The 23,299-nt window shown below is 44.3% G+C and carries 25 protein-coding genes and 1 other RNA gene; 21 read left to right on the forward strand and 5 right to left on the reverse strand.

Annotation, left to right across the window (positions count from 1 at the left end; translation table 11 throughout):
• The first annotated feature begins 233 nt into the window (after positions 1–233).
• From QUB10_RS25505 to QUB10_RS25515, 3 genes are all read left to right on the forward strand, one after another.
• Positions 234–452, forward strand: coding sequence for a hypothetical protein (locus QUB10_RS25505; RefSeq protein WP_333206003.1), 219 nt, complete (start codon positions 234–236; stop codon positions 450–452).
• A gap of 971 nt (positions 453–1,423) precedes the next feature.
• The gene (locus tag QUB10_RS25510; RefSeq protein ID WP_333206004.1) at positions 1,424–1,711 is read left to right on the forward strand and encodes an RNA-binding protein; all 288 of its coding nucleotides are present in this window, start codon (positions 1,424–1,426) and stop codon (positions 1,709–1,711) included.
• Between the two features lie 147 nt (positions 1,712–1,858).
• Positions 1,859–2,665, forward strand: coding sequence for a DUF1838 domain-containing protein (locus QUB10_RS25515; RefSeq protein ID WP_333206005.1), 807 nt, complete (start codon positions 1,859–1,861; stop codon positions 2,663–2,665).
• A 389-nt stretch (positions 2,666–3,054) separates the two neighbouring features.
• On the opposite strand, the gene QUB10_RS25520 is transcribed toward QUB10_RS25515, so the two are convergent.
• The 3 genes from QUB10_RS25520 to QUB10_RS25530 form a co-directional block, all read right to left on the reverse strand.
• Positions 3,055–4,089 (reverse strand): VOC family protein, encoded by a 1,035-nt coding sequence (locus QUB10_RS25520; protein ID WP_333206006.1) that lies wholly within the window; start codon positions 4,087–4,089, stop codon positions 3,055–3,057.
• Between the two features lie 325 nt (positions 4,090–4,414).
• Positions 4,415–4,861: a hypothetical protein gene (locus QUB10_RS25525; protein WP_333206007.1), complete on the reverse strand. Its 447-nt coding sequence runs from the start codon at positions 4,859–4,861 to the stop codon at positions 4,415–4,417.
• 199 nt (positions 4,862–5,060) lie between these two features.
• Entirely contained in the window at positions 5,061–7,547 is a 2,487-nt protein-coding gene (locus QUB10_RS25530) for a putative PEP-binding protein (RefSeq protein WP_333206008.1), read from the reverse strand.
• A 72-nt stretch (positions 7,548–7,619) separates the two neighbouring features.
• Here QUB10_RS25530 and QUB10_RS25535 point away from each other — a divergent pair, with 72 nt between their 5' ends.
• On the forward strand, positions 7,620–8,324 hold the full coding sequence (locus QUB10_RS25535) for a ComF family protein (protein ID WP_333206009.1): 705 nt from the start codon (positions 7,620–7,622) through the stop codon (positions 8,322–8,324).
• Positions 8,325–8,588: 264 nt separating this feature from the next.
• Here QUB10_RS25535 and QUB10_RS25540 read toward each other — a convergent pair whose 3' ends face one another.
• Complete coding sequence (locus QUB10_RS25540) at positions 8,589–9,143, reverse strand: 2'-5' RNA ligase family protein (protein WP_333206010.1); 555 nt, start codon at positions 9,141–9,143, stop codon at positions 8,589–8,591.
• Between the two features lie 120 nt (positions 9,144–9,263).
• Between QUB10_RS25540 and QUB10_RS25545 the strand changes: the two genes are divergently transcribed.
• From QUB10_RS25545 to QUB10_RS25615, 15 genes are all read left to right on the forward strand, one after another.
• Positions 9,264–9,530, forward strand: a complete 267-nt coding sequence (locus tag QUB10_RS25545) for a YciI family protein (RefSeq protein WP_006632991.1) — start codon at positions 9,264–9,266, stop codon at positions 9,528–9,530.
• 23 nt (positions 9,531–9,553) lie between these two features.
• An RNA gene (gene ffs / locus QUB10_RS25550) (signal recognition particle sRNA small type) lies at positions 9,554–9,650 on the forward strand.
• Positions 9,651–9,673: 23 nt separating this feature from the next.
• On the forward strand, positions 9,674–10,054 hold the full coding sequence (locus QUB10_RS25555; RefSeq protein ID WP_333040711.1) for a phasin-related domain-containing protein: 381 nt from the start codon (positions 9,674–9,676) through the stop codon (positions 10,052–10,054).
• A gap of 335 nt (positions 10,055–10,389) precedes the next feature.
• Entirely contained in the window at positions 10,390–10,833 is a 444-nt protein-coding gene (locus QUB10_RS25560; RefSeq protein ID WP_333206011.1) for a hypothetical protein, read from the forward strand.
• 24 nt (positions 10,834–10,857) lie between these two features.
• Positions 10,858–11,427: a Uma2 family endonuclease gene (locus tag QUB10_RS25565; protein WP_333152212.1), complete on the forward strand. Its 570-nt coding sequence runs from the start codon at positions 10,858–10,860 to the stop codon at positions 11,425–11,427.
• Positions 11,428–11,523: 96 nt separating this feature from the next.
• Complete coding sequence (locus QUB10_RS25570) at positions 11,524–12,870, forward strand: DNA phosphorothioation system restriction enzyme (protein ID WP_333206031.1); 1,347 nt, start codon at positions 11,524–11,526, stop codon at positions 12,868–12,870.
• 87 nt (positions 12,871–12,957) lie between these two features.
• Positions 12,958–13,233: a hypothetical protein gene (locus QUB10_RS25575; protein WP_333206012.1), complete on the forward strand. Its 276-nt coding sequence runs from the start codon at positions 12,958–12,960 to the stop codon at positions 13,231–13,233.
• On the forward strand, positions 13,230–15,296 hold the full coding sequence (locus QUB10_RS25580) for an AAA family ATPase (protein WP_333206013.1): 2,067 nt from the start codon (positions 13,230–13,232) through the stop codon (positions 15,294–15,296). The genes QUB10_RS25575 and QUB10_RS25580 overlap by 4 nt, the downstream gene beginning before the upstream one ends.
• Positions 15,286–15,942 carry a Uma2 family endonuclease gene (locus QUB10_RS25585; protein WP_333206014.1) on the forward strand — a complete coding sequence of 219 codons (657 nt, stop codon included), beginning with the start codon at positions 15,286–15,288 and terminating at the stop codon, positions 15,940–15,942. The genes QUB10_RS25580 and QUB10_RS25585 overlap by 11 nt, the downstream gene beginning before the upstream one ends.
• A 49-nt stretch (positions 15,943–15,991) precedes the next feature.
• The gene (locus QUB10_RS25590) at positions 15,992–16,645 is read left to right on the forward strand and encodes a Uma2 family endonuclease (protein ID WP_333206015.1); all 654 of its coding nucleotides are present in this window, start codon (positions 15,992–15,994) and stop codon (positions 16,643–16,645) included.
• 12 nt (positions 16,646–16,657) lie between these two features.
• On the forward strand, positions 16,658–16,978 hold the full coding sequence (locus QUB10_RS25595; protein ID WP_333206016.1) for a nucleoside triphosphate pyrophosphohydrolase: 321 nt from the start codon (positions 16,658–16,660) through the stop codon (positions 16,976–16,978).
• Between the two features lie 88 nt (positions 16,979–17,066).
• Positions 17,067–17,537, forward strand: coding sequence for a DNA phosphorothioation-associated protein 4 (locus tag QUB10_RS25600; RefSeq protein ID WP_333206017.1), 471 nt, complete (start codon positions 17,067–17,069; stop codon positions 17,535–17,537).
• A gap of 10 nt (positions 17,538–17,547) precedes the next feature.
• Positions 17,548–18,594, forward strand: coding sequence for an endonuclease/exonuclease/phosphatase family protein (locus QUB10_RS25605; RefSeq protein ID WP_333206018.1), 1,047 nt, complete (start codon positions 17,548–17,550; stop codon positions 18,592–18,594).
• 155 nt (positions 18,595–18,749) lie between these two features.
• Positions 18,750–18,938: a DUF6888 family protein gene (locus QUB10_RS25610; protein ID WP_333206019.1), complete on the forward strand. Its 189-nt coding sequence runs from the start codon at positions 18,750–18,752 to the stop codon at positions 18,936–18,938.
• A 10-nt stretch (positions 18,939–18,948) separates the two neighbouring features.
• Positions 18,949–19,140, forward strand: a complete 192-nt coding sequence (locus QUB10_RS25615; RefSeq protein WP_333206020.1) for a DUF6887 family protein — start codon at positions 18,949–18,951, stop codon at positions 19,138–19,140.
• Between the two features lie 62 nt (positions 19,141–19,202).
• Here the strand turns inward: QUB10_RS25615 and QUB10_RS25620 are convergent, their stop codons facing one another.
• Entirely contained in the window at positions 19,203–20,795 is a 1,593-nt protein-coding gene (locus QUB10_RS25620) for a DGQHR domain-containing protein (protein ID WP_333206021.1), read from the reverse strand.
• Positions 20,796–21,046: 251 nt separating this feature from the next.
• On the opposite strand from QUB10_RS25620, the gene dndB reads away from it, so the two are divergent.
• Entirely contained in the window at positions 21,047–22,159 is a 1,113-nt protein-coding gene (dndB, locus tag QUB10_RS25625) for a DNA sulfur modification protein DndB (RefSeq protein ID WP_333206022.1), read from the forward strand.
• 165 nt (positions 22,160–22,324) lie between these two features.
• On the forward strand, positions 22,325–23,293 hold the full coding sequence (locus QUB10_RS25630) for an HNH endonuclease (protein ID WP_333152232.1): 969 nt from the start codon (positions 22,325–22,327) through the stop codon (positions 23,291–23,293).
• The last annotated feature ends 6 nt before the right edge of the window (positions 23,294–23,299 follow it).

Raw genomic sequence — 23,299 nt, forward strand, 5'->3', positions numbered from 1 at the left:
TCCCGCCCGTCCAAAAAGGACGGGCGGGACGCCCATCCCACAAACTTGTGGAAGTTATTTAATTCTCATTCCTTAGCATTGTAAGTCATTAGCCGAAAAATTGCCCGTTAGCGAAGCCCTCGAAGAGGATCGCCCATCTTCAGCGCTGGAAGGTTTTTTGTAGGCCGCTGCCAGCATCGCAGTACAAACGATACAGTTAAGGTAGAACCCCTGCAGCACAAGGAGACTCTTGAATGTTCCTCGACGAACTCATCCCAATGGCGAAAGAATTGATCGAACAGCCGATCGCCTTCGCGGGCGGATTTTTATCTGGCCTGCTTCGACTCAACCTTCACGAAGATCCCGTTAAAAGCTGGATCGACGAGCAAGCTGGTTCAACTTCCTACACTACTCCCCCAGCCGAACCCACCAACGGTAAAAGCAGCGGGCCTCAGTCAATCTCGATCGACTAAGGAAAAGCAGTAACATCCTCCCAACGCCAAACTGATTACAGTTATGGCGTGGGTTTCCAAACTTCACAGTTTGGCTTTTCGCGTTTTTCCCTTACGGGATTTCCACATTTGGCTAGACTGAATTTCTCAGTCCCCGCTAGAAAGTCTGCACAGACACTTTCGATTCCCGTATAGCCTTTCTCAGATAGATGAAGTACAATAACAGCAGTGTGTAAACCAGTTCCCAATATCTTGCTGAGAAAGTTGACGGAATACAAACTCTATCGCCTTTCCTAATTATTCATAATTTGTTGTGTTGATAAAACTGAAAATATATTTAAGTTTTGACCATAATTTTTCAGTCTTATGATAAATCAGGCGAAGGGGGCGACAAGTATATTAGTTTCGCCCTTTTTCTTGATTACTTTATTTACTGATTTTGCCTCTTTTTATGACCATTTTCCATCATTACTAAAGCATTTTTTCATTGTTTCGGTAGGTTGCCGGAGCATAAAAAGTATCAAATCTAATTGTATCATTTTCCTTCTTAAATTAACTTATATTAGAACTTTATGAACCATATAGCAATCCTAAATAAATCGTAATTTTTTTACCCCTCCCCAACCCTCCCCGAACCCGCTGGGAGTCCGTAAGAAATTCACAAATGATGCGAGGATTGCTATACATTGTTAGTCGCTTTGTTTCCGAAGATGCTTGGTGATTCGTCGCCCACCCATCAGTGATCTGATTAAAATCAAGTATTGTTCAGGGGTGGGGTGCCTCGCCGCCCCAAAACTCATATCCTCACTTATCCGCAGGGCGAGCGAGGATATGAGTTTTGATTAAGCTAACTATTGCAGCCAGTACCAAGGGTGGGTCAGTGCGCCAAACCCTTTTAGTCAGAGTCGATCGCCCAGTTGTATGGTAGATAGCACTTGACAGTTAAATTAACAGGTTATTATGTATAGCACAACAAGTTCAGTTCGATCGACATGACTATCTACATTGGAAATCTGTCTTACCGCGCCACCGAAGAAGACCTGAAAGCAGTATTTGCAGAATACGGCACAGTCAAGCGAGTTGTCTTGCCTACCGACAGGGAAACCGGTCGGATGCGCGGTTTTGCATTTGTTGAGATGATGGAGGATGCCCAAGAAGACGCTGCAATTGCCGAATTAGACGGTGCAGAGTGGATGGGACGCCCCTTGCGAGTGAACAAAGCTAAACCGAAAGAAGAGGGAAATCGAGGCGCAGGTATCAAGAAAAACGACGGATATTAGTCCGCAATGCGGCGGTTGACATCCTCTCGGAACCCACCTGATGCACCAGTGCGCCAGTAGCGCCGAATTGCAAGCAGCAGTTGATTTTGGGGATGCAATGTCAACTCCGCTGCACAAAAACATCGATTATTTACAGGAGCCTGCGGTATGGTTTTATTACAAGAATTTGATGCCAAAGAATGGGTGAAAACGCGCAGTTCCCTAGACGGTGAAGCAACATTTCTCACATGGAACGGTTATATTTACTCTTTTGTTCCCAACGAACCGAAAAAGCGCTTGTTCAAAATACTTGGCATGAGTGCAAGCAGGTGTATTGCTGACGGCGAGGGCGGCTGGAAATTCACCTCGCGAGAACTAACTTACTATCTAGACCCCAACAGCGGAAAAATTCTCCACAAATGGGAGAACCCTTGGACAGGAGAAACCCTAACGGTTGCTCACGTTGCTAACAACCCCGTCCAAGGGAATTTTAAAGGAATTTTCCCGGCTAAAGTAGAGCCTGAAATTACGAGTTTTGTCTTTGACTTATTTCCCAACTATCCTAATCCTTTAGCTGAGGATGCCAGATTTGTTGATTACAGTCCAAATCCCATCTATCAAGCAGCGGAATTATTTAAGCTGACAGTGCCCACAGCAGAATTATTAAATCCCGAACTTGTCTCAGTTTCTCAAGTAATTCTGAGTTGGGATAGAATCGGGCCGTGGCTGGCATGGATGAAAATGGGAAATCGACCCGGTAACATGATTTACAGTGCCACGGGTTCCAAAGTCAATAGTTGGACAGAATTACCTCAATTGCTGCAAGATGAAATCAAAACTCGCATTCCTTTGTATAAAGATGCGCCGAAATCGCAATTAGATGTGGAAGATATGACTTCTTGGATTTATTTTCAACAGAACTTTGATGCTTATCTCGCGGGAGAAAGATTCCCTCTGCCAGCACCGGAAGCATAAGCTCATAATAGATGAATGCCCTCAATCAGTTCGCTATCGCATGGCGGCCCATGCGAAACCGGGTTGTTTACTGAATCTGCAGGCCCTAACGCGTCTTTTCGTCCATCTTTCCCCGGTTTCGAGCAGTCGGAGTGCGATCGCGAACTGTCAATGTAGGGTGCGCGCACCAGGACATTACCGCATCATATCAAATCCGGTAGCATCGGAATTAATATTACTTACAGCCAGGACACGGCACTGCCGGGCCCCTACAATTAATCTGGCGTAGGGAAGCGGCACGTGCAGTCTCCTCTATATCATAAGGAGTGTAACCGGAACTGATATCAGTCAAATTAATTTGTAGTGAAGAATGCAAGTCTTGTGATTTTTATTAAGACTTGCATTCTTCACTACAAACCTGATTCTATCAATGTCCAAAAATATCCGTCAGGTGCAATGAAGGAAAAACTTTGTTCCCCAAATTCATTAGCGACTATTTCTGTAATTTTTTGTGCATTGCTGGCTTTGACTCGCTCAAAATATTCTGCAATACTAGACACTCGATATGTGTACAGCGACATTCCCAAACATCCGGGATTGGCGCGATCAAATCGATCGCCTAGTGCGATCGAACTCGGGAACCTCACAATATATAGTCTACCCGATCGCGCGGCCCGAAAATCTGTTTTCGACGATCGGGGGTCATCAAAAGCTGTCACCACATATCCTTCCCCAGACTGAAGCTCAAAAATCTCCCTTCCGGCGAGGGAAGACTCAAAGGTTGTTTCTCCATCGTCGCGCGCCCGAATCAATCCCAGAACTTCTTCATAAAATAGCAGCGTTTCTTTGCTGTCATCTTGAATTACCATTCCCATGTGGGTAATTTGACTGGTTTTTAAAAAAGCATTTGAATTGATTTTCCCGTAATTAGGCACAGCATAATTGAATCTTTGAAAAAAAACTTGCCGACTCAAAGGCTGCAAAAGCATCATCTCACGCACTCCGACAGCCGCCTCGACAAAAGGACGCGGTTTTCGCTCTTTGTGGTAAATAATCGCCCAGTGCGGGGATGTATATTTGACCGACAAATTGGCAGATGCAGCCTCTTCGGCATGGTTGAGGATATTCAACAAATCAGCAGTTAAAGTAGTTGCCCAACGGTTGCCTTTCACCTTCATTGACGACATTTGCAAACCATCGTTTGTAGGTTTTTCCCAAATCATCAAGCGAATTAATCCGTGATCGGCATCTTGGTGATAAAGTCGAATCGATCGCACTTTTGAACTAACTCCATATAATTCGCGAGCCTCGGATGCCGATAATTCTCCGATTTGACCGATCCGATATCCAAATTGCTCCCAATATTGCAGTTGTGGAATCGCATCGGCTACGCCAATACACACTTCGTAAATGCCTGCGATGGAAAGGGGCTGCACTTGATTCATACTTTTTGAAACATAATTTACGCACTTTTACATCGGAGTGTTCGCTGTGAGAGATCTAAGCGAGATATATAGCGGTTCTCAAGCGTGGTGAGGTATGCCCACGGAGGCCACGGAGGCCACGGAGGCCATGAGTACCTCATATGAGAGCTCGAAAGGCTATATATAGGCAAAGCTTTGCAGGGTGTTCCAAGCCAGATATATAGGCAAAGCTTTGCAGGATGATCGCACTCCTAAAAAAACGCTTTTTACCAAACCGGGATGCTTCCGATACATCGCCGATCAAACCAAAATTTATCACGAGAAACCGGGTTGATGAGCGTTAATCTTAAAAAGAGTAAACTCGCCCTTTTTCATCAATATAAACTGATCGGTCTTGCCGAGTGCTGCCGTCTGATCTGGTGATGCGAATCGTCACAATGTTTGTCTGCGAGTCAACGTTATAGTCGTATTTCAAAGTTGCGGTTCCTCCTGTGGTATTAATCGGAATATTGGCAATGTCGCCGGTGCGATTGCTGATACGAACACTGATGTTTCTGCTGGCTCCGACTGGCAAAGATGACAAGCTGGCACCTGATTCACCGTATTCTAGGTTCAATCCCGTTTCATTTAACAGTCTGAGGGTAATGTTGCGAGTATTGTCAACCTGCGCTTGAGGTTGCCAGAATCCGGGTTTTTTGCCACCGTCAGTTGCAGGTTGAGATAATGCTGGGTGAGGAGGCATAAAGGCCAGGGCGGCAAGTATTGCTGCGGTTGCAATAATTTTTGATTTCACGGTTTGTACCTCCGGGTAAAGGGTTGGCGATATTTCTATCCTAGCTTTAAAATCAAATCTTTTGATAGCGGAAGGAAAAAGAAGGAAGAAGCAATATAAGAGCTCATGTTTGAGCAATTAATAACGTCCTCACCGTCGGGCGCGGTTGCTATATCTACTCAGAAACCGGATTTCTGGGGTCAAGTGCGTCCGGGAGTTGTTAATTGTTAATTATCGATCGAGCGGCTTCTAGCAGCAGGCGCTGTTCGGCGCGGACGATCGCCCTAGAAGTTTGTTCTGCAGCATCGACATTGACCGAAATAGACGAAATTCCCCACCGCACGAAGGATTCAACTGTATCGGGATACAATGCGGGAGCGTCGCCGCAGATTGAGCAAGGAATGCCGGCGGCCCGGGCCTGTCTGATTAATTGTTCGATCGCCCTCATCACTGCTCGATCGCGCCCGTTGAAAGCACCTGCTACCTGGTCGGAGTGCCGGTGAATTCCTAACAGCAATTGGGTTAAATCGTTGGTGCCGATGGAAATTCCTTGAACTCCTGCTTTTACGTAATCTGGTAATAAAAATAACACCGAAGGAACTTCCGCCATAATCCACAGTTGAAATTCAGTTGAGCGGTTTTTCCAAACTGTTTCTAAGCGCTGGCGGCAGTATATAAACTCGTCAACCGATCGCACGAAAGGCAAAATTAAATTAACATTGGTATAGCCTGACTCGCAGACTTTTTGAAGTACGCCGAGTTCCCAATCAAATAATTCTGGTTCAAAGGTATAACTGAAACTGCCGTGGGCGCCTGACTCGCGTAAATCGAGAGAGCGATAAAATATTGGCCGCGGCGAAACGGCAGCAGCAAATAAGCTCAGGCAATCCGCCATGCGATCGACAAATTCCGATTGGCGGCCGTCTTGTAGCCAAACTTTGGGGTTTTGACAGTCCAAAGCTTCTAATGCCATTAATTCCGATCGCAGCAATCCGATGCCGTCTATTGGCAGATTTTTGAGGCGGTCAATCGAACTTGTTTGGCTGACATTAACTAGCAGTTGAGTTGCCGTTGGTGGGCCCCAAACATATTGAGTAGACTCAGATTGTCGAGATTTAGGCGCCCAATTGGACGATCGATCAGAGGTAGAAGATTGGTGCTTGGCTATTGACATTTTGGCTGCTGTACTGTATATATCTGCCTTTTTTGCTGTGTCCAGAAGTCGGCGGCTGTCTGCTGTCTCGATCGCATCATGTTGGGCGAGGGCAAAAACTTCTCCGGTATCGCCGTCTACCAACACGGAATCGCCCGAGGCGATCGCCCGCGTGGCCCCGGCCACTCCCACAACGGCGGGAATCCCCAATTCTCTCGCTAAAATGGCGCCGTGGCCTGTCATACCTCCTTGTTCGGCAACCACCCCAGCAGCAACCTTCAGCCAAGGCAGCCAATTCGGATCGATTGTCCGGGCTACTAAAATGCCTCCGGCTAAGAATTCCCCGTTTTCTGGGTGGGAATTAGTCATAACTTGGGCAATTGCTTCGGCTTTTCCTGATGCTGCTGCCACACCTCTGAGTATGGCAGGAGTTCGGGCTGGGGCGATCGAGTTTGGCTGTGGGAGGGATCTCGGATTTTCCTCTACGGGCGCAGCTTTTTCCCCTTTCACAAGACGAACTTGAGTGAAATAAAACTGCAGTTCGCCGCTGTTTGCTGTCTGGTTTAGCGTCCACTCTAAAATTAAATCTGAGTCAAATTCGGCGATCGCTTTTTTACTCAATTCAATAATTTCTTGCAGTTGCCATTCCTCTAAAACGTATTCTGTTTGTGCTTCCTCTCCCAGCGCTAAAACTTGCACGCAACAGTCAGCAAAATCACGAATTATAAATGGAGAATCGGGAATGGGGAAAGCAGCAAACTTGCCCAGCAGCAGTTTTTTTTTCGGTTCACCATCGCCGACTTTGAGATTGTAGGCTAATGTTTTGTAACCGATCCGCTGGAATTTAACCGCGCTTGTTTCTGGCTGCACTTGATAGTAATCGGGGATGGTTTCTCCCCTAGCGAGGGACAATCCCAAACCGCTGGTGGCTTGGATTTCCCACTGTGCGCCCGCCTTTGTTTTCACCTCGCCCGCGGCGATCGCTTCTTGAAGTGGCTGCACCAAAACTGCGGGATTGATTTGCTGTACCCGCAGGCCGCACCGCTGCCAGTAAAATAGACTTCGGGCTCTGAACATTTCGGCCCAAGCTCGTTTGAGTCCGGCCCCAATGGCTTCGGGTTCTGCCCGTACTGCCTGAGATTCCAGAATGCCGACTGTTTTCGGGTTCCAGGAAGTTAGGGAAGGGCGAAAAATTAAGGCTGTGGAGTTTAAGTTTGACTGTGAGTTGAGTTGAGAAACCGCAGACTCTAGGGTGGAGAGCAGTGAATCTGGCAGTTTGCCGGCGAGGATTTGGTGGCGGATGCTGCGGGCGATCGATTGCAGTTGTCTGGGTTCATCGACATTCAAGTGCAGGGAAGAGTGTGGCCAGTCAGCAAACAGCGGTTCTAGGCACTCGATCGACTCTAAAAACTGCCAGAATGTTGTAGCCGGCACGACAAAACCCGGTACAACAGGATGATTTTTCTGGAGCAAACAGCTCAAGTAAAATGCTTTTTCTCCCACTGCATCTCTGTCTGAAGGTTGAATTTTGTCTAACCAGTAGAGGTTTTTCACGCTGCGAGCCTGTCGGTGGAAACTGATTGAAGTTGAAAGTTTTTCCCATTAATCACTTACGATAATTTTAGGATGAACAAGCGAAAATGGACGGGATTAGTCAAATCTTTTCTCAATCTATTTCTTAAGTCTAACTGTCCTCTTTGTCAGCGACCGGCCGCCGGAGAGTTTTGTCCGTACTGTCACAAGCAACTTCAGCGATGTCAGTTAAGCGATCCCGGTCGATTTTGGCATTCAGAGCAGCGTGTTTTTGTGTGGGGTGAGTATGGCGGGGCTCTCAAACGGGCGATCGCAGCTTTGAAATATGACGGCAATCCGCAATTAGCGAAACCTCTAGGCGGCTGGCTGGCGGAAGCTTGGCTGAGTTTTCCCGAATTAGCTATAGACAATTTAACGGTTGTACCGATTCCCCTGCATCAAGAAAAGCTCAAGCAGCGCGGTTTTAACCAGGCGGAACTTTTGGCTGAAAGTTTTTGTGAGCTGACTGGTTTGCCTTTGCAGCGGCACGGTTTGGAGCGGGTGAAAAATACTCAGGCTTTATTCGCTCTGACGCCACAGCAGCGACAAGCGGAAATGAAAAATGCTTTAGGTTTGGGGAAAGATTTTCGTCGTCGCCTCCCGCGCGATCGAGTGCTGTTAGTTGATGATATTTACACTAGCGGTACTACGGTTAAGTCGGCAATTAAAATTTTGGAACAATCGGGAATTTCGGTTTATGGAACTGTGGCACTTGCAACTCCGAATAAGAGCGATCGGTCAATCGATTTTAGATTTTAGATTTTAGATTTTAGATTTTAGAATTGAAGCATTGACCCCACGGATAAATTGGGGGGCAAGTTTATCGGATACAGGTTTCTTATTTCTCCACCACGGATGAATCCGGGGCTTGTATCCTTGATGCTTTCGGTAAGTTGTGACTGGCTTTAATTTTCAACAGGTTTCTAGTGAGGAAATGATATTTATCAGGATTGGCTAATAAAAAAAACTGGGAAAACTAACCGCGAAGACGCTAAGGACGCGAAGAAAGAGAAGGGAGAGAGTTTAGGCGGAAAGTGGGAATTGGTTGCTGATGTTCCATCGGCTGCCGTCGTGAAGCAGTAAAGTTAATGCCGAAGCGGTAAACTCAAAGTGGAGCGATCGCCCGGAGAATTCCAACCAAGCCGTTTGAAAATTCTCTTTAGTTAAATCGCGAAACGCTACTGTCATGTGCGGTACAAATGGGCGACTTTGAGAAACTCGATCGACTATTCCCAAATTTGCCTCCATATAACTCATCAAATATGAGTGAATTTCCAGCAATTCGGGCGATTTGACAACATCAGCGTAAATGACGCGGGGGGCGAAAGCAGCAAAACCGGATAGAGTAACGGGAATGGGCAGTCGGTTTGCAGAAAACTGGTTCAAACTTTCCTCTAATTTGGGAACATCCTCCGCTAACGAGTGAAAAGGAGGTTGCAGCGTGATGTGCGGCGGCGAATTCAAAGCACCGCGGCTGTTGTAGTGTTCCGCAAAATACAGTTGAATATCAGTAATCTGGTGTTCAATATCGGGAGGCGGCACTAGGGCAATGAAAAATCGCTGTTTTGACTGGTTCATCGGATAACATCGCAGTTAAGAAAGGATGGTGCAAAATTGAATATAGAGCATTTGCCCTAGATCCCATTGGTGATCGCCCATTCCCAATCTAAAATATAAAATCTCAAATCCCAAATAAAAATGCCTTGGTTTGTCAAAATTGAGCAAGGAATTGTCGAAAAGCCTGTCTTTGACCAATACGTGCCAGCTCACAGAGCTTATGTCCGAGAGTTGATTTCTAAAGGACACCGAGCGAAAACTGGCTACTGGGGGCGACGGGGCGGCGGTATGTTGCTGTTTGAGGCTGGTTCGATGGATGAGGCGAAGGCGATCGTCGCTGAAGACCCGCTGGTGAAGAACGGTTGCGTTATTTATGAAATTTATCACTGGTGTGTGGTTGAAGAATAAATAACTGTGTTATACTCATTTATGAACTGGACCCACGCGATTCCAACGCCCAAATCTTGTCAGGACCGGAAGGTAGCAGCAACACGGGATGCTTGTAATAGGCGTGGTCTCCGGTTCACCCAGTTTTATGAGGTGTAGCTCCTATGCCTGGTTTCGGAGATATTTTACAAAAAGCAGTTTACCTTGGTGTTGGGCTAGCTTCCTACGCTGGTGAAAAAGCTGGCAGCAAGTTAACTGAATTACGCACTGAAGCCCAAAAGCTGGCAGACGAATTAGTCAAGCGTGGCGAGATGTCAACGGAAGAAGCTCGCCGCTTTGTTGATGATATGGTGCAACAGGCTCAGCAGCAGCCCCCCGTAGCCTCGGCTGGGAACGAAAAACCGGCTGAACCTCGGCGGATTGAAATTATTTCTGAGGAAGAAGATGTCTCGGCAAAAGATGCTAAAGAGACAGGTGGCGTAGACAAGCTCCGCGAACAGGTGCAGAATTTACAAGAGGAATTGCGGCGGCTGAAGCGAGATTAAGCAGCAAAAAGCTCGCTCAGCAAAGCATAGAGTTCTTGCAAAAGTCAAATTCACCCCCCTTAGTCCCCCCTTATTAAGGGGGGAAACAAGAATAATCTTGCCTCCTCCCCTGATTCAAGGGGAGAGTTGGGGTGGGGTGCTTTGTATTTTTGCAAGAGTTCTCATGAAGGGAACTCAGGATAATACTCTTGAGTTCCCTTTTTGAATATCTCCCCTGTCTGATGTGGACGGATATCAGGCAATAGGTAATAGAATTGAGAGTAGGTGCAAGCACTTCGCATGAGGCTGGCTGCACTTGTCTGTAAAATATTTTGTAATAGCCAACTGTCAAATTCATGGAAGATTGGTCTAAAGATTTTTTTGGAGTGATGGAAAATGCTGTTTCTGAAGTAGAGCATTTTTTCAGCGAAATGGGCGAAGAGTTTGTCGAAATGCTGGACGTTTTGGCAAAAATGTCGGAAGAGTTTACAGAACAAGTACAAAATAATCTGATTAATGACATTGACGGTTATTTCAATGAATTTGACGGTTTATTTAATGAATTTATCGAACCGATAATTGAAATTTGCCGCGACTTCGACCCGCAATTGGATGAGATAGATTTGTCGATGGTGACTTATGTAGACCCTTCGCCGACGCAGCAGCCGGCTTGTCGCGGTTGTCGCAACTATCACGGTCAAGTTTACGGGGGAAATTTGTTGGTTTGTGCGATGCACCCTACTGGTGTGGAATCGGAGAGTTGTGCTGATTGGGAAACTGACAGCGATATGAATTTTTAAGATTTTTTGAGGGTTTAATGGCTTATGGTAACGTCAATTCAGTCTCCGTCAAAGATTTCTCTGGAAGAGTTTTTGTTGCTTCCAGAAACTAAGCCGGCTAGCGAGTATGTTGATGGTGAAATTTATCAAAAAGATATGCCCCAAGGAAAACACAGTACATTACAATCCGAGTTTCCATCTGTGATTAATCGAGTTGGAAAACCGCAGAAGTTAGCATTTGCTTTTGCTGAATTGCGCTGCTCTTTTGATGGACGTTCTATTGTTCCAGATATCGCAGTATTCGAGTGGCATCGTATTCCTCTGAATGCTAAGAGAGAAATTGAAAATAGGTTTGAAACTCCGCCCGATTGGATAATTGAGATTTTATCACCGGATCAAAGTTCAACTCGCGTGATTAATAAGATTCTGTTTTGCCTTAAAAATAAGACTAAATTGGGTTGGCTGATTGACCCGGAAGAACGATTAGTTATTGTTTTTAAACCGCAGCAGGAACCTGAGATTAAAGAGAATGAAGATATTTTACCAGTTCTGGATGTGCTGTCGGATTTGCAACTGTCGGCGGATGATTTGTTTGGGCTGTTAAGTTTTAATTAGAAATGAGTTACAGTTGAGTCAGGGTAATTTTGCATCTAACGACATTTAAAGGTGAATCGCTCAACGGCTAATAATTCGCAATTTGGGTTTCCGAAAATGCCGCCATCGCTGCAATTGCGACAGTATCAGCGAGTGGCGGTTGCTAATTGGTTTGCGAATCAGGGACGTGGTACGCTGAAGATGGCGACGGGTAGTGGCAAGACGATTACTGCGCTGGCGATCGCCACTGAATTATACAACAAAATTAACCTGCAAGTCCTGCTCGTAATTTGCCCTTACTGCCACCTGGTGAATCAGTGGGCGCGCGAATCGGAGAAATTTGGTTTAAAACCTATTTTGGCTTTTGATAGCGCCCGCAGTTGGCAAAATAAGCTGGCTGCGGGTTTGTATGAAGTGCGATCTGGCGAGCGAGCATTTCTCACAATCATCACTACTAATGCTACCTTAATGGGAGATAGTTTGCGATCGCAACTGCGCTATTTCCCAGAAAAAACCCTGATTATTGGGGACGAAGTTCACAACTTAGGCGCGCCCCGTTTAGGAGAAAGTTTGCCGCGCAATATTGGACTGCGACTCGCCCTTTCCGCCACCCCAGAAAGGCATTTCGACGAACAAGGAACCGAAGCTATTTTAGATTATTTCGGCCCTGTTTTGCAGCCGGAACTAACCTTGGCTGATGCTATCCGCCAAAAAGCATTAGTACATTATTTATACTATCCAATTTTAGTAGAATTAACAGAAGCGGAAACTCGCAAATATTCCTACTTAACTAAAAAAATTGGCTGGGCGCTTTGGGGCGATGAAAAAGTAGAAGAAAACGATGCTTTAACAACTTTATTAATGCAGCGAGCCCGGTTAATTGGAGCGGCCGCTAATAAATTAGTAGCTTTGCGAGAATTAATGATTCACCGTCTCGATACAGCCCATACTTTATTTTACTGCGGCGACGGTGCGATCGAAGGAGGTGCGCGCCGAAATAACAACCGCCAGCTAACAGAAACCGCGAAGTTATTGGGTTCAGAATTAGGCTACCGAGTTAACACTTATACTGCGGCAACTCCTTTAGCAGAAAGAGAACGATTGCGCCAGCAATTTGAGAGTGGAGAATTGCAAGGTTTGGTAGCGATTCGGTGTTTGGATGAAGGCGTTGATATTCCTGCAATTCGAAATGCTGTAATTTTAGCAAGCAGCAGCAATCCGCGCCAGTTTATTCAGCGCCGGGGACGCATTTTGCGGCCGCATCCGGGGAAGGAAAGGGCAACTTTATTTGACATGATAGTTTTGCCTCCAGATTTGGGCAGAGAAACCTTAGAAGTCGAGCGCAATTTGCTACGAAAAGAGTTGAAGCGCTTCTTGGAATTTGCCGATTTAGCTGACAATGCTGGGGAAGCTAGAGTGAAATTGTTGCAAATTCAGAGGCGTTACGGGCTATTAGACATTTGACATTTATTAAGCTTCGGTTTATGTTTGAGAATAGAGAATTATTCGATCGTAGTTTGAGTTGCTAGTTTTTAATATTTGCAAAAAAATATGACGGAAAATCTGAATGAAAATCTGATTATGGCATTTAGATATGAAGATAGTGCGATCGCAGCCTTACCGACAAGCATTTTAGCAGAAAAGCGTTCTTCTTATCAAACTCATCAGGAATTCAGCGACGTACAGGAACCTATTACTAGCGCGCCGCCGGAAGTCCGACAAATTATTGAGCGGGTATTGGAAATTGAAAAAGATAAACTGTACATGAGAGCTCCCCGCCACATTAACGATGACATTTTAAAAATTATTAAGGAAGCAATTGTATGAAGTTAATCTCAATTACTCTGTGCAACTTTCGTCAATTTTACGGCAAAAGCCCCGAAATTAAACTAGCTTGGGGTCGGCAAAATATTACAGTAATTCACGGTAATAACGGCGCTGGAAAAACGGCATTAATGAATGCTTTTACGTGGGTACTTTACGGACAATTTAGCGCGGCTTTTGCGGCGGAAGAACAATTAGTAAACAAGCGCGCTCTGGCTGAGGCGGAAATGGGAAAAGCCGTAGGTTGTTGGGCGGAAATTGTGTTTGAACACGACAGCACGCGCTACCAAGCAAGACGCATTTGTCGTGCTTATAAAAGTGAAAATACTGTAGAACATGGCAAGGCTGAATTGTTTCTGAATGTAGCAAAAGATAACGGTCTGTGGCTGAAGCCGGATCAGCATCCTGATGATATTATCGGGCGGATTTTGCCGGAAAGTTTACATAAATATTTCTTTTTTGATGGGGAGCGAATCGAGCAAATTGTCCGCCATGACAAGAAGGCAGAAATTGCGGAAGCTACTAAGGAGTTGCTGGGGGTGGAAGTGTTGAATAGATCGCTCCGGCATTTAATAGAAGCAAAAAAATCTCTAGAGACAGATTTAAATATAATTGGGAATGCTGAAACGAAGAAACTTTTAAAAGACAAGCAAAAAATTGAGCAAGAAGCTGATCAACTTTCGAGCAGACAAGTAGAAATCGAGCAGGAATTGGCAAACCAAGCGGAGTTAAAAAAAGCAGTTAATGGTAATTTGTTGGAACTTAGCGGTGCTGCGGATTTACAAAAGTTGCGAGACGAATTGGAAATGCAGAAAAGTTTATTGAAGCAACAAATTGTACAGGCTACAGATGCTCTCAAACGCTCAATCTCTATGCGGGGTTATGGGGTATTTCTGTCAGAGGCTGCGGCTGAATTTAAAGTAATTGTTGAAGGTTTGCGGGAAGGCGGCTCGTTGCTTTCGGGGATTCAGCGACCGTTTTTGGAAGAGTTATTAGCGCAGCAGCGGTGTATCTGCGGTGCGGAATTAGTGGAGGGTTCTGAGTCTCGCCAACAGGTTAGCGGTTGGATGGATAAGGCGGGTGTTGGGGATGTGGAAGAAACAACTATTCGGATTAGCGATCGGGTAAATGAAATTGATAAACAAGTGGCTGATTTTTGGGAGGAAATTGACCGGCAGCAAGGCAATATCAGCCGCGACAGAACCGAACTTTCTCGGGTGGAAAATCAGTTAGACGATATTCACAACAAGCTGCGAAATTTTCCTGACGAGGATGTCAGCCGCTTGCAAAAGCGCTTGGATGAAATTGAGGCAAAAATTGGCGATTTGCACCGGGAAACAGGCTCTAACCAGCAGCAGATTGAGAGTTTGAATGTGCAGGTGTCGGCTTTGGACAAGCAAATCGATAAGCAGCAACTGAATGAGCAAAGGCAAGTATTAGCCCAGCGCCGGATTGCTGCGACTCAGGATGCGATCGATCGCCTAACTGAAGTGCGAGCTCGCTTAGAAAAACAGTTTTGTTCTCAGTTGGAAAAGCGGGTGCAAGATATTTTTAGTCAAATTTCTTTTACTCCTTACATCCCCAAGTTGAGCGATAAATACGAACTGACGCTAGTAGAAAATACGTCGGGACAAGAATCTTTGGTTGCCGCTTCTACAGGAGAAAATCAAATTCTCAGTTTATCGTTTATCGGCGGAATTATTGAGGGCGTGCGGGAGTGGAGTCAAAAGAATACTTTGATAGGCCCGGATAGCAGTACGTTTCCAATTGTGATGGATTCTCCCTTTGGGAGTTTGGACGAGATTTATCGCAAGCAAATTGCAAATAAACTGCCGAAGTTAGCGAATCAATTGGTAGTTTTGGTAACAAAAACTCAGTGGCGCGGAGAAGTTGCTCAAGAAATGGAAAGTTGCACCGGCAGAGAATACGTGCTGGTTTACAATTCTCCGAAAGCTGATTGTGAAGAAGATGCGATCGAACTGGGCGGGACGCGCTATCCTTTAGTTAGGCGCAGTCCAAATGAATTTGAATATACGGAAATTGTAGAGGTGGAGTATGACTTCTAATTCGGCAATTACGCAGGTTTTGGAAACGGATATTTGGGTGAAGGCGACGTGGGAAGAGTTTCTGCATTTTGCTGAGGATTCAGCATGGGAAAATGGCAAGTTTTATTACTATCAAGAACACATGAGGGTAGAAATGTCACCAGTAGGGCCATTGCACGGGCGTCAAAATTCAATTATGGCCTGTGTAGTTATTCTTTTTGCAACATTGAGAAATATCCGAGTAGTTCAGTTTACTAACACCAGTTTTCGGAAAGCAGGTATCGGCGAGTTTCAACCTGATTTAGCTTACTACATTGGTTCAGATTTAAGAGTGCCTCCTGATGATAGCAATTCTGCTGTTGATTTAAATCAATACGATCCGCCTAATTTGATAGTGGAAATTGGGGCGTCTTCTTTTAATGATGATTTAGGCGGCAAGCGGTTGCTTTACGAAGACGCAGGAATAAGTGAATATTGGGTTGAACGTGCAAACACGCGGGAGGTTTTTGCGTTTGCAATTAATGGCGGAGGTAGCGGGAGAATTCAAGAGTCGCGGGTTTTACCGGGGCTGGAAATCCGGTTAGTTGAGGAAGCTTTGAATCGGAGTCAAACGCAAGATGATGGGGAAATTAATCGCTGGTTGATTCAAACTTTTAGTCAAGGTTGAAGGGAGTTTGACGTGGAATTTGAATATACAGAAATTGTAGAGGTGGATTATGGCTTCTAATTCGGCAATTACGCAAGCTTTGGAAACGGATATTTGGGTGAAGGCGACGTGGGAAGAGTTTCTAAATTTTGCTGAGGATTCAGCATGGGAAAAGGGCAAGTTTTATTACTATCAAGAACACATGAGGGTAGAAATGTCACCAGTAGGGCCATTGCACAGTCGTCATAATTCAGTAGTTTCGAGAGTTGTCAATTTTTACACTGCTTTTAGAAATATCCGAATAGTGGAGTTAATTAATGCCAGTTTTCGCAAAACAGGTATTCGGGAATTTCAACCTGATTTGTCTTATTATATAGGTGCAGATTTTGAATTACCTCCTCGCACGAATACGCCAATTAATTTGAATGGGTTTGCACCTCCAGCTTTAGTGGTGGAAATAGGAGCATCTTCTAGTGCCGATGATTTGGGAGTAAAGCGTTTAATTTACGAACATTCAGAAGTTCAAGAATATTGGGCAGCAAATGCAAATACGAATGCAGTATTTGCATTTGCTATTACTGCGGGAGGGAGTGGAACAATTCAAAATTCACTGGTTTTACCGGGGCTGGAAATAGCGTTAGTTGAGGAAGCTTTGAATCGGAGTCAAACGCAAGATGATGGGGAGATTAATCGCTGGTTGATTCAAACTTTTAGTCAAGGTTGAAGGGAGTTTGACGTGGAAAAAGAGTATCATAAGTTGGTGCGCGATCGCATTCCTGAAATTATTCGCCAAAGCGGGAATGAATGCGAGTTTGTAATTTTGTCGGAGGCAGAATACCGTCAAGCTTTGCTGCAGAAATTGATTGAAGAAGCGGGGGAAGCGGCTTCCGCCCACGAGCAAGATTTGGTGGCGGAATTGGCGGATTTGTATGAGGTGATAGATGCGGTGATGGCGAGTTTTGGCATTTCGGGCGATCGACTTTTAGCCGAACAAATCAAGCGGCGGGAAGCAAGAGGAGGTTTTGCCCAAAAAATTTTGTTGTTGCGGACATTGTGAAAATTATCTGCGTTAATCTGTGTTTATCTGCCTCAAATCTGCGGTTACTCTATCAAATTACTCACTTAAAAATTACATATTAATCCCAATGGCTGCTAACAAAATTAGAATTGCTAAAGATAAAGCCGAGTTAGTCAAATCATTAACTTTATTGGATAACCACACTGGCCCTTTCCAGACTTACGCCGATGTCATCGCCTTCGCCGCATCCTTGGGAAAACAGCGGAAAAAACGATCGCCTTTGGGGGAAAGTTCTAAACGAGAACCAGGGGCGATCGATGTTGATATTTTTGTATCCAGGGGTTACGATATGGCGATTAAGTTAATTGCGATCGCCGAAACCAAAAATCCTCAAATTCTCTCCCATCTCGACGAAAAATTGGAAGCAGAACGCTTGCAAATTTTTGAAGAATATGCTAATGGTGGACTGGAAATATTGCGCGAAGAGTTGCGGGGTGCGGCCGATTATACCGATCGCCTTTTGTTGGTTTTGATTTCTGAAAGAGACAACCAACATCGGTCAAATGAAGAATTCGATTTAAGCAAGTTTTTATTTTAATAGGTTCCCAATGAAGCACATCCCAAAAGATATAATCAAGAAATGCTTAAAGGAATCTGCCAAATTTCTTGCTTACAGTTACTCAGCATTTATTATCTGTTATTTCATTCTCAAACTAATTTTTTGGGATCGACTGTGGATTATTGCCTTAATTAGCACTTTTATTCCCTTAATTTTATTCCCAATTTTCCTGCTTCCCATCATCGGGTTGTCAATTATTAAAAAAAGATGGTTCACTATTATTTCTGCGATCGCCTGCATTCTTCTAATAAGTTGGCTGCACGTCAAATACTTTTCTCCCGCACCCATCAACATCACAAATTCGCAGCCCAGCATCAAAATTTTCTCCCATAACCTCAGTTGGCATAAAACTCAGTCACCTACTTTATTTAAGCTGATTGACGAGCAAAAACCTGATATTATATTTTTACAAGAAATCGTTAGGAAACATACCGAAAGAGCTTTCACCTGGTTAAAAGCAGACTACCCCTATCAAATTGGCACTCCCCCCGTAGGAATTCTCAGTAAATATCCGATTGTATCCAGCGAAATACTGCACTTAGCCGGCCATCCAGAAACGCAGCAACGGGCAATTATTAAATTTAACGGACAAGAAGTAGTGATTTACAATATGCAAGCTACCGGGCCGTGGTTTAAGAGATATAGAATCGGGCGTTTGCTCAAAATTCCAGTTTACATATATGGCAACCGATCGCCTGAAATTAAAGACTTAGTGCAGCGAGTTGAGCGAGAAACTCTGCCAGTAATTGTCGCGGGCGATTTTAATATGACAGACGGAACTCAAGACTATGACAGGGTGCAGAAAGTCATGCAAGATTCTTTCCGAAAATCAGGATTTGGGTTTGGTTTTACCTGGCCTCACGGTTGGGAACTTAAATTCTTGGTAAAAAGGTCGAACTGGAGATTAAATTATCCCGTTTGCCGGATTGATTATATTTGGTATTCAAAGCATTGGGGTGCTAAATCTAGTTCGGTTTTGGAGGCAACTGAGTCTGACCATTTGCCTGTAGGAGCAGAACTTATTTTGTTAAAATAAAGCGGTATAATGTATGTAAATTGAGATGTAAAATTTGGTGCGATCTCGATCGGTAGTAGTGTTCGATAGACAAAAATCACTAAAAGCGATGATACAAATATGCAGTTTTCCTTGAGTTATGTGTTAAGATAAATATTAGGTTGAGTGATTGACAAATGCCTACTGCTGCCCAGCTAAAGAGTTTATATCGCATCAGTTATCAACTGACATACACGATGCTTCAGCCTATACATCTGATTTGTGTTGACGATCGCACTCGTAACGTATACATATTGGCTGGGTACGATGAAGAGCTTGAGTTCCAGATTTTACCCTATGGGGAGTTTGCTGATGAGCCAAGTTAACTACAACGCAATGTCGAATACTGAATTGAAACAGTATTTTCTTAGACATCGTGGAGATCGAGCCGCTTTTCAGGCATATTTAGATAGAATCAATCAGCATCCGCTGAGAATTATTGCAAGTCCCGGCGATCCAGATTTTGATGAGAAAGTTCAAGCCGCAATTCGCCACAAATTAGAAGCGGCAAGAAATCGCAGCAATTGAATGAAGCTAGGGATACGGCAGTGCCGTATCCTGTATTTCATCATACTTGATCCAAGAAAAACTTAGCTAAGCACTGGCGGCAATCCTACCTCTTGCGGCTGCACAAATCGGCCATTAAAACTAATAGCTTTATCCTCAAAAGTCCTCGCTTCCGCCACCGCTTGCCGCAAATGAGCTCTATCCATATCGTCCTGAATTCCCCCTACCAAATATACAATTAATTTCGTCGCTAAATCCTTTCCAGAAACTAGCATTCGCTTTTTGTTCGGATCGTACAAAATCCCGTACCAGGCAGACTCAGGATTATCCATGTGGCTAAATCCTTCATCCACATCGTACCTGCGGAGTTTGTCGAAAATAGATTTCAGGGAAAGTTTCTTTCTAAATACTAGAATTCCCAAAGCATTAGCTAAAGCAACTTGACCGACTGGACGGAACAAAATATTTCCCTCGCCCCCTGGCTTTTCAAAACTAAATCGGCGCAATTCTGCCGTTTCTTCGCCGCTTTCAATTCTTTGATAGCTGGGTAAAGTTGCTAAATGATCGAACAATTTTTTAAACTCTTCAATTCCCTCTTTTAGTTCTTCATCTTCGGGACGCATGGGAATTAAACCTTTTCGTTCCGGCTTCCAATGAGGGAATTTGTATTCTAAATACCGTTCGGACATATCTTGCAGCGCTTGCAATGTAGTTAACACAGTTGATTTTGCTGCGACTGTGGCGCTGTCCCAATTGACGCGGGGGTTTCTGTCATCTTGTTCTTTTAATAAGGGATGGGTGACGGCAATTTTGCGGGCGCAAATCGCAAATCCGTTGTCCTCGTTCAATAATGCTAGCTGTCCCTGACTCAGCGTTACCGCCATTAGGTTAACGTGCACAAAGATCGATCGCACGCGCCGTTGTGCTTGCTGTCGCGTTTCCCCCGCTACCGCCGCCGGAATAAACTCTATTCCGATTTTTTCATGAGCTAATTTATACACTGTTTCGGGGTCGATTTGATACTCTTCTGCTAAATCTTCCAGAGTAATTGCAGCGCCGACAGGTTTTTTATTTTTGTTGTATCTTTGCAGGATTCCGGTTTTAATTAAACTCATTAAACCTTGAACTCCCATCAGCCGATGCTGGCCGTCTAAGGCAAAAATTGAGACTTTTTGAGAGACATTCAAAAGCCCTAAGTTCTCGTTTTTATCAAAGGATGTAAATTCAGTCGCGGATTTGGTTGCTACGCCATTTTTATCCCATTCCTCGGCTAAAGGATTATCTACCCACGGGGGACTGACTACTACTAAAACTGCGGGGAATTTGTGCGATTTTCTGGCGGCTAAGTATTGAGTTAGGGTGGCTTGGCGCGACCAATCTAAGGGACGCTGGATAATTTCGTCAATGGTTTCGTCGTCGCGGACGATGTTGTTGGTTTGGAGGTCGAATTTTTGGCGGAAAAGCGGCATTTGCGAGGCGAAACGGACGCGAGAGTCTAACCATTCTAGGGTGACAGAACCGATGTATGCTTCGCTGTTTCCCATCTGGGTTTTTTGTACGAAAATGCGATCGTCCTTTCCTAAATAATTATCTAATAAAAGTGCGATTTCCTGTCTGTCGCTATTTTCTTTTTCTAAAATTTTTATAGCGAGGTCATCCGCTGGGTTGGTTGTCATCGGCGGTTTTTATATAAGTATGCTATTTTTTCAAAAAATATCATATATTAAACTTTATGTCAACAGGTGTTTTTAAAAAAACATTGTGAAATACTTAAGTTATGCCCTAATCGCCCACCGAAATATCATAAAATTGGCAAAAAGTCAATAGCTATTAATGCCCAATGCCCCATGCCCCATGCCCCATGCCCCATGCCCCATGCCCCATGCCCCATGCCCCATGCCCCATTCCCAATGCCCCATTCTAAAATATGTCTACTCCTTCTTTTGAATACATTTTGCCGGTAATTCGGGGAATTCAAGCGGGCCGCGAATATTACGTGTCGATGTGTCCGGTGCGTTTTTTGCCGAAATTGTTTCCCTTTGAATCTGAAGATTTGCCGCCGTCTATGCGGGCGAAACGCGCGCTTAACAAAGCTAGGATTCCCGAAATTGCTGATTATTTTGTTAAGAATCCTACAAATTATACTTGTGGGGCAATTGCTGCTTCGATTGATGCGGATATTACTTTTGAAGCAGTGGGAAATGAGGCCGAAGAACGGAAAATCGGTCGCTTGCGAGTGCCGATGGATGCTAAGTTTACTATTAATGACGGACAGCATCGGCGCGCGGCTTTTGAGATGGCTTTGAGGGAAAATCCGCAGTTGGGATATGAGACGGTGGCCCTGATTTTGTTTCTGGATATTGGGTTGGAAAAATCTCAGCAGATGTTTGCTGATTTGAACGGTTTTCAAGTTCCTTTGGAGGCGTCGCTAAGTCTACTTTACAACCACCGGGACGATGGCGCTTTTGTGGTCAAGGCTGTTGTTAAGCAGGTTGAGGTTTTCCGGTGTTTGACGGAGATGGAGAGGGGGAGTTTGAACGGGCGATCGCACAAATTGTTTACGCTGAGTGCGATCGATCGTGCTATCATGGCTTTGCTGTCTAATATTCACGGCAGCGAACAGGCAAAACCCTCTGGTTCTCGCACCAAAAAAGAACAGAAAGAGGAAGAACTTGCTCAAAAAATACAACTGGCGGTTAGTTATTGGAATGCGGTTTGCAGTTTTATTCCAGATTGGCAATTAGTTCTGCACAAGCAAGTTGCAGCGGGGGAAATGCGCCGGGATTGCGTACACTGTCACAGTGTTGTGCTTGAGAGTTTGGGGGAAGTTGGGGCCGCTTTGCTGTCGGTTTTTCCTGAGAGTTGGGAGGAACGTTTGAGCCTTTTGCAGCAGGTTGATTGGTCGATTTATAATCCTGATTGGGAGGGTGGGATTTTGTTGAAAGGCGGGATTTCTAAGTCGAGGGCGAGTGTTAGTTGGATGACTGATTATTTGAAGGTGAGGTTGGGTTTGGAAACCGCAGATGCACGCAGACAGTGATATAATTATCTCCTGTTTAGGCTAGAAAATTACTTTTTAGTCTGCTGACACTGCTTAAATTATCTAGTTTCTGCGTTATGGTTGTGCTTTGCGGTGCTTAACTTTTTGTTGAAAAAAGTGTTAAATTTTAGGTCGGATTGTATTTAATCATAGCGGGAGGAGAAAATGACTACAGGAGAAGAGTCCGTAAATAAGAATTTAGCATACTATCGACAACGTTTTGCCGCTCTTAATGTCAGTAATACACGCCAACGTGGTCAAGCTCATCATAAGCCAATATTACTATTATCAATCATCGATCTAATTGCTCAAGGAATAATTAGGGATAATCGAATTTATGTTTCAGACGACTTAATTAAAACCTTTAATAAATATTGGGATATCTTAGGTTCTGAATCTCACAATCGTGGTTTGCACTATCCATTTTGGCATTTGGAAGGCGATGGTTTCTGGCATAAAACATTAAAGTCGGGATTTAATGGTTCAAAGCCTAAGACCACTAACAAGCTAAGAGAAGCTGTAGAATACGGTAGTTGGGATAATGAATTATTCGCTTTACTTCAAGACCAAAATTCTAGAGCGGAATTAATAGATACACTGATTGCGACATGGTTTTCATTAAATAGGGAGGATATTGGAGATATTTTGCAAGTTAATCAAGACTTTGAAAAAGTTACTCAGACAGAAAGAGAACTATCAGACTCAGCAGTAATTACTGACGCAGAACCGAAATTTTATTTAACCAAATCTGCTGTTAGAAATGCTTTTTTCAGGAAAGCAGTAGTACATACATATGATTACAAGTGTGCATTTTGTCGATTGAAAGTCATCAGGAATCTCACTCAAACTATTGTAGATGGCTCACATATTAAGCCGTTTTCAAAGTTTTATGATAATCAAATTAATAATGGGATATCATTGTGTAAAAATCATCATTGGGCTTTTGACCAGGGTTGGTTTGCTATAGATGATAATTACAGAATTATGGTCGCTGATGACTTAGAAGAGGAATCCCCCAATGCCAGATGTATGAAAGATTTTCATAGTGAAACTATTCTCCTGCCAACTTCAGACCAAGATTTACCAAGACTTGAATCGCTAGAATGGCATCGGCTGAATGTATTTAGAGCTTAATGAAGT

The sequence above is a fragment of the Microcoleus sp. B5-D4 genome, from assembly GCF_036705145.1.
Taxonomy (GTDB): Bacteria; Cyanobacteriota; Cyanobacteriia; order Cyanobacteriales; family Microcoleaceae; genus Microcoleus.

Excerpts from the sequence above, each read along its gene's own strand:
- QUB10_RS25535 (WP_333206009.1), top strand. The coding sequence starts at position 7,620 with ATGAACAAGCGAAAATGGACGGGATTAGTCAAATCTTTTCTCAATCTA.
- QUB10_RS25560 (WP_333206011.1), top strand. The coding sequence starts at position 10,390 with ATGGAAGATTGGTCTAAAGATTTTTTTGGAGTGATGGAAAATGCTGTT.
- QUB10_RS25585 (WP_333206014.1), top strand. The coding sequence starts at position 15,286 with ATGACTTCTAATTCGGCAATTACGCAGGTTTTGGAAACGGATATTTGG.
- QUB10_RS25520 (WP_333206006.1), bottom strand. The coding sequence starts at position 4,089 with ATGAATCAAGTGCAGCCCCTTTCCATCGCAGGCATTTACGAAGTGTGT.
- QUB10_RS25630 (WP_333152232.1), top strand. The coding sequence starts at position 22,325 with ATGACTACAGGAGAAGAGTCCGTAAATAAGAATTTAGCATACTATCGA.
- QUB10_RS25555 (WP_333040711.1), top strand. The coding sequence starts at position 9,674 with ATGCCTGGTTTCGGAGATATTTTACAAAAAGCAGTTTACCTTGGTGTT.
- QUB10_RS25600 (WP_333206017.1), top strand. The coding sequence starts at position 17,067 with ATGGCTGCTAACAAAATTAGAATTGCTAAAGATAAAGCCGAGTTAGTC.
- dndB (WP_333206022.1), top strand. The coding sequence starts at position 21,047 with ATGTCTACTCCTTCTTTTGAATACATTTTGCCGGTAATTCGGGGAATT.
- QUB10_RS25545 (WP_006632991.1), top strand. The coding sequence starts at position 9,264 with ATGCCTTGGTTTGTCAAAATTGAGCAAGGAATTGTCGAAAAGCCTGTC.
- QUB10_RS25620 (WP_333206021.1), bottom strand. The coding sequence starts at position 20,795 with ATGACAACCAACCCAGCGGATGACCTCGCTATAAAAATTTTAGAAAAA.
- QUB10_RS25605 (WP_333206018.1), top strand. The coding sequence starts at position 17,548 with ATGAAGCACATCCCAAAAGATATAATCAAGAAATGCTTAAAGGAATCT.
- QUB10_RS25510 (WP_333206004.1), top strand. The coding sequence starts at position 1,424 with ATGACTATCTACATTGGAAATCTGTCTTACCGCGCCACCGAAGAAGAC.
- QUB10_RS25580 (WP_333206013.1), top strand. The coding sequence starts at position 13,230 with ATGAAGTTAATCTCAATTACTCTGTGCAACTTTCGTCAATTTTACGGC.
- QUB10_RS25540 (WP_333206010.1), bottom strand. The coding sequence starts at position 9,143 with ATGAACCAGTCAAAACAGCGATTTTTCATTGCCCTAGTGCCGCCTCCC.
- QUB10_RS25610 (WP_333206019.1), top strand. The coding sequence starts at position 18,750 with ATGCCTACTGCTGCCCAGCTAAAGAGTTTATATCGCATCAGTTATCAA.
- QUB10_RS25575 (WP_333206012.1), top strand. The coding sequence starts at position 12,958 with ATGACGGAAAATCTGAATGAAAATCTGATTATGGCATTTAGATATGAA.
- QUB10_RS25570 (WP_333206031.1), top strand. The coding sequence starts at position 11,524 with ATGCCGCCATCGCTGCAATTGCGACAGTATCAGCGAGTGGCGGTTGCT.
- QUB10_RS25590 (WP_333206015.1), top strand. The coding sequence starts at position 15,992 with ATGGCTTCTAATTCGGCAATTACGCAAGCTTTGGAAACGGATATTTGG.
- QUB10_RS25565 (WP_333152212.1), top strand. The coding sequence starts at position 10,858 with ATGGTAACGTCAATTCAGTCTCCGTCAAAGATTTCTCTGGAAGAGTTT.
- QUB10_RS25615 (WP_333206020.1), top strand. The coding sequence starts at position 18,949 with ATGTCGAATACTGAATTGAAACAGTATTTTCTTAGACATCGTGGAGAT.
- QUB10_RS25515 (WP_333206005.1), top strand. The coding sequence starts at position 1,859 with ATGGTTTTATTACAAGAATTTGATGCCAAAGAATGGGTGAAAACGCGC.
- QUB10_RS25505 (WP_333206003.1), top strand. The coding sequence starts at position 234 with ATGTTCCTCGACGAACTCATCCCAATGGCGAAAGAATTGATCGAACAG.